This window comes from Roseivirga sp. UBA838 (genome assembly GCF_002296035.1).
Taxonomy (GTDB): domain Bacteria; phylum Bacteroidota; class Bacteroidia; order Cytophagales; family Cyclobacteriaceae; genus Roseivirga; species Roseivirga thermotolerans.
The window spans coordinates 34,374-42,006 of sequence record NZ_DBHC01000007.1 but is presented as its reverse complement, the minus strand read 5'-3'; the positions used below and the strand labels follow the sequence as shown (position 1 = coordinate 42,006).

The 7,633-nt window shown below is 42.5% G+C and carries 6 protein-coding genes; 4 read left to right on the top strand and 2 right to left on the bottom strand.

Annotated elements, in window-relative coordinates; genetic code table 11:
- The first annotated feature begins 171 nt into the window (after window positions 1–171).
- Window positions 172–1,080, top strand: coding sequence for an ROK family protein (locus tag B3O12_RS01240; RefSeq protein WP_286755010.1), 909 nt, complete (start codon window positions 172–174; stop codon window positions 1,078–1,080).
- A 20-nt stretch (window positions 1,081–1,100) separates the two neighbouring features.
- Here the strand turns inward: B3O12_RS01240 and B3O12_RS01235 are convergent, their stop codons facing one another.
- Both B3O12_RS01235 and B3O12_RS01230 read right to left on the bottom strand, forming a co-directional pair.
- Window positions 1,101–1,703: a hypothetical protein gene (locus tag B3O12_RS01235; RefSeq protein ID WP_286755009.1), complete on the bottom strand. Its 603-nt coding sequence runs from the start codon at window positions 1,701–1,703 to the stop codon at window positions 1,101–1,103.
- Between the two features lie 353 nt (window positions 1,704–2,056).
- Complete coding sequence (locus tag B3O12_RS01230) at window positions 2,057–4,522, bottom strand: S9 family peptidase (RefSeq protein ID WP_189628730.1); 2,466 nt, start codon at window positions 4,520–4,522, stop codon at window positions 2,057–2,059.
- A gap of 214 nt (window positions 4,523–4,736) precedes the next feature.
- On the opposite strand from B3O12_RS01230, the gene B3O12_RS01225 reads away from it, so the two are divergent.
- The 3 genes from B3O12_RS01225 to B3O12_RS01215 are packed head-to-tail and all read left to right on the top strand — an operon-like array spanning window position 4,737 to window position 7,604.
- Window positions 4,737–5,165, top strand: a complete 429-nt coding sequence (locus tag B3O12_RS01225) for a hypothetical protein (RefSeq protein WP_286755008.1) — start codon at window positions 4,737–4,739, stop codon at window positions 5,163–5,165.
- 14 nt (window positions 5,166–5,179) lie between these two features.
- On the top strand, window positions 5,180–5,557 hold the full coding sequence (locus B3O12_RS01220) for a BlaI/MecI/CopY family transcriptional regulator (protein WP_348655421.1): 378 nt from the start codon (window positions 5,180–5,182) through the stop codon (window positions 5,555–5,557).
- Complete coding sequence (locus tag B3O12_RS01215; protein ID WP_286755007.1) at window positions 5,544–7,604, top strand: M56 family metallopeptidase; 2,061 nt, start codon at window positions 5,544–5,546, stop codon at window positions 7,602–7,604. The genes B3O12_RS01220 and B3O12_RS01215 overlap by 14 nt, the downstream gene beginning before the upstream one ends.
- Window positions 7,605–7,633: the final 29 nt, after the last annotated feature.

Sequence of the window (7,633 nt, the reverse complement as noted above, 5' to 3'; positions counted from 1 at the left end):
AAACAAGGAAGTAAAGCATGGACTTGCTGTAAAAGGGAAAATAAGGGGTGGTGAAGCTCAGCCCAATCGTCCTTAATCTTCACTGTGTTTTTGATTAAAAGAAGTACCACATTCGAATCATTGCAAGACTTTGTGACCAAACACTTATTTTAAGGTAAGAATTATAAAACGATGACAAAACTCTGGGGAATAGATTTGGGAGGAACCAAAATTGAAGGGGCAGTACTTAAATCGAAAAACGATCCAACACCAATTGTCCGAAAAAGAATTAATACTGAAGCTGACAAAGGCTATGAGCACGTGCTCAACAACATCAAAAGGCTGATAGATGACTTAGCCACAGAGGTTGGAGAAAAACCCACCATTATAGGTATTGGAACTCCCGGAGCCATAGACCCTCCTACCGGTTTAATGAAGAATAGCAACTCACAAAACCTCAACCATAAACCTTTCAAGAAGGATTTGGAAGCCCTTTTAGGAATCCCGACCAGAATGGCCAATGATGCTAATTGTTTTGCTCTGGCCGAAGCACTAATGGGAGCTGTTCCAGACGTTGACCCAGAAGCCAAGGTCGTTTTTGGGGTAATTATGGGTACCGGCTGTGGCGGTGGCGTTGTGGTTAATGGCCAGGTAATCAACGGCAAGCAAGGTATTGGGGGTGAATGGGGTCATAATTTCCTCGATGCTTCTGGTGGTCCTTGCTATTGTGGCAAGTCAGGCTGTACCGAAAAAATCATCTCAGGTACAGGTTTAGAAGATTTTTACGAGCAACAGACCGGAACTCGCAAAAGACTGAAGGAAATTCTTCCTGCTGCCAGAAGCGGTGAAGACCCCAATGCTGTCAAAACCCTGGATAGATTGGTTCATTTCTTTGGCTTGGGTATTTCAACTATCATCAATGTGCTAGACCCAGATGTCATAGTTTTAGGAGGTGGAGTTGGCAATGTAGATGAGCTTTATACGCGAGGCGTGGAAGAGGCTGCCAAATATGTTTTTAATCCAAGAATGGACACTAAGATTGTCAAACCAAAACTAGGAGATAGTGCGGGGGTATTTGGCGCTGCTTTCCTTTGTGAATGACCAAAATCAAAGGACTTATTTTAATTTAGCATTTTGATTATCTCATTGTAAAATGAATCGATGAGTTCTTCAAATGGCTGCTCAGAATCAGACATTTTCTCAAATTTTTTCTTAATGTCATTTGAAATGTGAATTACAAATTCCCCTGTTCTAAGGTCAAATACTGTAACGCTCCCTGATAAAGTTATACTTCCAGAACCGTTTAGTTTAGAAACCTCCTTTCTCCTTATCGGGGAGCGAATAATTATCAAGTCTGTATTCTTGAATCCGCTTTTTAACTCGAGTCGTTGAACTTCGCTTATATTCTCAAAAAGATTAGCTTGAGTATCAACAGTTTTCGACAAATCGATATATAAATAGTTTCTTGCTAACTCATTCAAGCTTGGTTCATTTTGAAGTTTAGATTCAATTTCCTGTTGACAACAAACATTGAATGTTGCCGAAAAAATCTGTTCAAACAATTTATTTGTCTGCAATGTATTTCCATCCTCATCAAAAAGGGGTGTAAAAGAGACAGTAACATTGACCCCAATAGTATACTTTTTATTGACTTTCGTCTTTTGACAAAAGGCAAGACCTGGTACCATCAAAACTAAGACTATGAGTACTTTTCTAAAGTTCATATCTCCTTCTATTGTATCTAGTGTATAAGTTAAGCGGTTCCCTAAATCAAATCAAAGACACTAATCAAATTAAAAATAAGAATCCAAAATTAGATGATATTACAAGGAGGTTCAGAGCAGCTTTCGTAGGTGAGTAAATGTTGACGGTTTGACTCAAGGTGTGATAGGATCCTTCTTAGCTCGGAATGACTTTTAATATGGGTTTTTCGGTTCCAAAATCAAGTGCCTATCTCCAGCTTGGTCTTGAATAAAACGAGGATGCTATCCCTTGGAGGGATGGCATCCTTAAAAATCAAAAAAGCCGTCAGCCCTTGAAGGGCTAACGGCCTTAAACATCTTAGTGCTTACGTCAACTACCTATCCTTTGTATCAATCTTAGCTCCTTCGGGCTTAGTGGTAGCATTCTTTACATGTTCTTCCAGCCAGGAATCCATCTCCCACAACATGTGCAGAATAGACTCTTTGGCAGCATAGCCATGGCTCTCAGCCGGCAGCATCACCAAACGAGCAGTGCCTCCATGACCCTTAATAGCATTGTAGAAACGAATACTCTGAATTGGGAAAGTACCCGAGTTGTTATCTGCTTCTCCATGAATGAGCAACAATGGTTCGTTAACCTTGTCGGCATGCATAAATGGCGACATGTAATTATAAAGTTCCGGAGCCTCCCAGTAGCTTCGCTCTTCGCGCTGAAAACCAAAAGGCGTGAGGGTTCGGTTATATGCACCACTCCGGGCTATTCCTGCTGCAAAGAGGTCGGAGTGAGCCAATAGGTTGGCCGTCATAAAGGCACCATAGCTATGGCCTCCAACCCCTATTCGATTTCGATCGCCAACACCCATTTCTACCACCGCATCAATGGCCGCTTCGGCATTCATTACCAGCTGCTCGCGGAAGGTATCGTTGGGCTCTTTATCGCCTTCTCCAATAATGGGAAACTCCGTGTCGGCCATTACCGCATAGCCTCTCAAAACCCAGAAGATTGGCGAACCAGAACTCACTCGTGTAAAGGAATAGGGCGTGCCTCTTACCTGTGCGGCAGTAGCTACTGATTTATATTCGCGGGGATAGGCCCACATGAGCACTGGCAGCGGTCCGTCTTTGTCTTTGTCATAACCGGCAGGGGTATAAAGCACTGCCGTAAGGTCTACTCCATCTTTTCGCTTGTACTTAATAATTTCCTTATTCACTGCCATCATTTCGGGCTGCGGATGAGGAAAGTCGGTTATGGCAGTGAGTGTGCCTTTCTTTAAATCTCGAATAAAGTAGTTCTCCGGTTCATCTTGCGACTCGCGAATGGTTATAATCCGATCGGCCTTCTCCGAAATAATATCGATTGGTCTTTCATAATATGGGGCTTCTGAACGGAAGAGTATTTCCTGTTTTTTAGTCTTGAGGTTAAACCGACTTAAAAAAGGACGGTCTCCTTCCGGTGAACCACCCACGCTGGTCATAAAAACATCGTCTTTATCTAACTTCAACACATTGCGGCCATACTGGTTTTTCACAGTCATTGGATTCCCCGGATCATTGTATCGGTCGGTTGTCGCACGCTCAATAATTACATGGCCCGGCTGGCCGGGTTTAGAAGGGTCTATGATGGTGCTCTTTTCCATTCGGTTGGCCCACCACTGTTCATTCAACCAGGCGCGGTTCTCATCGCCCCAAACAATACCACCATACCGCAGTGAGGTGCTGGCCAGCTTGGTTGGCTTGCCATTAAATGGTGCCGATTGCATGTACACAATATCTCGCTCTTGCACTTCCAAATTGGGATCTCCACCATCATTGGCTTCTGCCCAGTAAAGGGTAGCCGGCTTATCGGCTCGCCAGTTCACACTGCGCATCCCTTTGCGCGTGGCATCAAAGCCCTTTGGCCTAACCTCATCTAAAGGAATTTGGGCCAATACTTTTTTATTGTTACCGTTGGCACTCCAAACCTCATAGTTGAAGGGAAATCTGGAAGCCGGAACTAAGTAAGAAAAAGGTTTTTGTATGGTTTCTACCAGCATATACTCTCCATTCGGAGATATGTCGAAGCTTTTAATAATAGCCGGCTGGCCCACTTTAGAAGATTTCCCGTTCAGATCGATACGTTGGAGCTGCACGGTGGTGTAGTACTCAAAAAGCTGTTCGTCATAGGCATTCTCGAGCAAATCCTGATAGGTTCTTGAGGCTGCCTCTGCTCCGGCTGTTTCCTGAATTACCGGCCCTTTAGGCGCACGGGGTTGGCGAGGAGCTTCACCTCTACCTTCCACTATGGTGCTTACCATAAGCGACTGGTTGTCAGGCATCCACTCAAAAGCCGATACATAGGCATTGTTCACAATGGGAGCTGTGAGTCTTCTGGCACTACGGCTTTCCAAATCGGCCACCCAGAGTTCAATGCCGTTTTCAACGGTATGGGTAAAGGCAATCTTTTTCTCATTTGGCGACCACGACACGTTGCTAATGGCCGGGTTTGCGGGCATATTAGCAAAACTGTAAGTTTCGCCAGTAGCAATGTTCTTTAGGCTTAAACCGGTCAGTGGGTTTTGTCTGCTCCTTCCATTGGTGGCCGGGTTAATGCGCGTGCCTCCTATGCGCAACTCTGGAGCTGCCACCTCTTCAATGCTGGGGTAGCCCGGTCGTTCCATCAAGAGCATCCATTGTGCCTTCGAATCGATGCTCACTGCCGGAGTAGCAGGTGCATCAATAAGTTTAGCGATAGCCTCCGGAGGACGCTGATAACCATTTTGACCCTTAGCGTCAGGGCTTTGCAGCAAAAGGAAAAAAGCCAACAGGCCAATTCCCGATAATGTTTTTATGTACTTTCTCATGGTGGTTTGCTTGATTCTGTTAGTCAATTTAGTAAGGCTTAGCATAAAGCACAGATTAAATCCACAGAGCTACATTTCTTAGGTATGAAAGGCGCAACAGCCACCAAAGACTCTTGAGCAATACTATGTGATCAGGTTTATACGAAATACTTCGTAATTATTTTTGAAATACGAAACCATTCGTATATAATTGTTCTACGAAACAAATTGTAGTATGAAGATCGTAGTCTGGCTATTCTTATTGATGAACTCCATCTGGCAGCAAACTGACAGTAAAAATCAAATACTGAAAGACTGGATTGCTACGCAAAACCAGGGAAGCGATAAAGCCATTAACACCTTTATTGACCGTTGGTTTTCTGAAGAATTAAAAGCAGGTATTACCGACCGAAGCAAACACGTAACCTTCTACCGACAGATTATTGATGAATTTGGTGAGATACAAGAGACCGTGTACGAGGTAATGGAGTCTACTCCTACAAAACTCAAAGTGCAACTATTAAAAAAGAATACTCCCTTTTTGCCGGAACCTTCACCGGAAAACATTCTGGTGGTGGAAATAGACGTGCAAAAAAATCATCCCAACCAGCTGGCCCGGGGTTTGGGTATGGGTGCGCTCATATGCTACATAAAACGTGATTAGAACCAACAAAGAACATGATTAAACCTACTGAAAGCGAGCTGGAAATTCTCAACGTACTCTGGACAAATGGACCTAGTAGTGTGCGTGAAGTCAACAAAAAGATCAATGAGCAAAAAGAAGTTGGCTACACAACTACTTTAAAACTTATGCAGATTATGACCCAGAAAGGGCTGGTTGAAAGAGATGAAAGCAGTCGTTCACATATCTATTCTGCCCGAATAAAGGCAGAAGATATTCAGGAACAAATGCTGGACAAACTGCTGAACACCGCCTTTGGTGGGTCGGCCAGTAAACTGGTATTAAGCGCACTGGGATCGGGCAAGGCATCCGCCAGAGAATTGGAAGAAATAAAAGCACTCATTCAGAAGTTGGAGCAAGATGGAAATCAATAGTAACATACTGGAGGCCATTGGCCTTGGACTGGTTCATTCGCTTTGGCAGGGAGCTGCCCTGCTATTCGTTGTTTTACTAGGGTTGATATCCTTAAGAAATAAAAAGGCAAAAACCCGATATACCCTTGTACTAATGGGCATACTAGCCTTACCTGTTTTACTAGCAGGCAATCTATACTTTTTCTGGCCGGCAAGCCCTGTGGAAAACTCAGGCACTATAATCGCTTCAGAAATCCGTTTTTCTCCTAACATTATCTCTGACTTTCAAGCTTTTGCTCAAAATCCACAAAGCTCTTCTACCGTTTTATGGATTAAGGAAAATGCCCCTACCATAGCTGTAATCTGGATTGTTGGAATGGCCTTCTTTCTTCTTAAAGTATTGGGCTCATTCATCTGGATGAAGAGACTTCTAACCAAGGCATTTCCACTCGAAGAAACCTCCATAAACAGCCTTATTTGTAATATTAAACTGGTTTTAGGCATCAAGAAACCCCTTCAAATCAAGTGTAGTTCATGGATTAAAAGTCCGGTAATTTTAGGCTTTACCCGGCCAACTGTTCTCTTTCCTATAGGATTAATAGAAGGTCTTTCGACAGAAGAAGTGGAGGCCATTCTTTACCATGAATTGGCTCATTTAAAGAGAAATGATTTTGTTATTAACATCATTATCAACGTTTTACAAATAGTGTTTTTCTATCACCCTGCCTATTGGTGGATGAAAAGCCAGCTTGACAATGAACGCGAATACGCCACTGATGAATTGGCGCTTAAATATTCAGAAAAGAAACTCCCCATGATCAAAGCCTTGGCTAAGGTTCAAGCTTTCAGTATGAACCAACCCGGCCTAGCCTTCGCGGGAAACTCAAAGAATCAGGTCCTTAAACGCATTAACATTATGATGAATTCAAAACAACAACCCAATTGGCTGAGCGCCATTTTTACCATAGCCCTATTGCTGGTCGCATTTGGCTTAATGAGTGTTCAAGATATTAAACCCAAAATCGAAAAGAAGGAGAACAGCAGTGCCCTAAGTGAAGTGCAGATCGATTTGAACCCACAAATTGAAAAGTCAGATCCTACCTGGCCTGCAAAGCCTATCCTAATTGATCTGGATACTCAAATACAGGATAATGACAGCACTGCTGTTTCCAAAGCTATATTGGAATTGGTCAACAACCCAAAAGCCTATGAGTTTAAGTTTGGCTCTTCTGGTGAAGTTTTGGCTATATCCAAAAATAGTGTAGAGCTTGTTAACCCTGAACTATTCAACTTTAAACAGGCCTACACAAAGCTTAACACTTATACCAATACAAACTATTCAGCAGTAAATAATGAATTGGAAGATTTGAAAAGACTACTCCAATTGAAAGAAACAGAAATAGCAAATCGGAAATTTCCTCATCAACAAGTCTTCCTTAATGACCAAGGCAAAGTTGATTCCATAGTATTCAATGGAAAGACCCTTGAAGGTGAAGATAAAGAACGCAAGATTAAAGAGCTTGAGAAAAGTCAGGAATACAGATCAAAGCTTACACAGCTCCGTCAAATTGAAGTACAGTATGCACAAGTAAGACAGCAACTGGAGCAAATTCTTAAACCAGGAAATCAACTAGATCAAGTAGAGGTTCAAAAAATCCAGGAATACGAAGCGAGATTAAGAAAGCTTGAAGATGAACTTGTGGTTATTCAAACCTCCAAAATCAGAAGCCACCAAGCTGAAAAAGAGGCGCTGGAAAGAAGATTGAAGGAATTAAATGAACAACTCGCATCTGAAAAGGATTATTCAGAGTTGAGTTTGCCTGGGGGCGATATCAATTTGAGTTTGGCAGAAATGTTGTTCAGGGGGTATGATGCTATTTCCAATCAGAAGCTCATAATGATCGATGACTCAATTCGAGATGAAAAGAACCTGAAAGATATCAATGATATCGACATGGAGCGTATTCAGTCTATTCAAGTAATTAAAGGAGAAAAGATGGAAGAATTTGTCCCCAAAAAGAAACTTAAGGGAATAGAACGAATAATAAGAATTGTCTACAGAAAATAACTCAAAGCCGCCATGTGCGGCTTCTTTAT

Bases quoted from the DNA above. Each gene is read 5' to 3' on its own strand.
- B3O12_RS01240 (WP_286755010.1), top strand. From the start codon at position 172: ATGACAAAACTCTGGGGAATAGATTTGGGAGGAACCAAAATTGAAGGG.
- B3O12_RS01235 (WP_286755009.1), bottom strand. From the start codon at position 1,703: ATGAACTTTAGAAAAGTACTCATAGTCTTAGTTTTGATGGTACCAGGT.
- B3O12_RS01230 (WP_189628730.1), bottom strand. From the start codon at position 4,522: ATGAGAAAGTACATAAAAACATTATCGGGAATTGGCCTGTTGGCTTTT.
- B3O12_RS01225 (WP_286755008.1), top strand. From the start codon at position 4,737: ATGAAGATCGTAGTCTGGCTATTCTTATTGATGAACTCCATCTGGCAG.
- B3O12_RS01220 (WP_348655421.1), top strand. From the start codon at position 5,180: ATGATTAAACCTACTGAAAGCGAGCTGGAAATTCTCAACGTACTCTGG.
- B3O12_RS01215 (WP_286755007.1), top strand. From the start codon at position 5,544: ATGGAAATCAATAGTAACATACTGGAGGCCATTGGCCTTGGACTGGTT.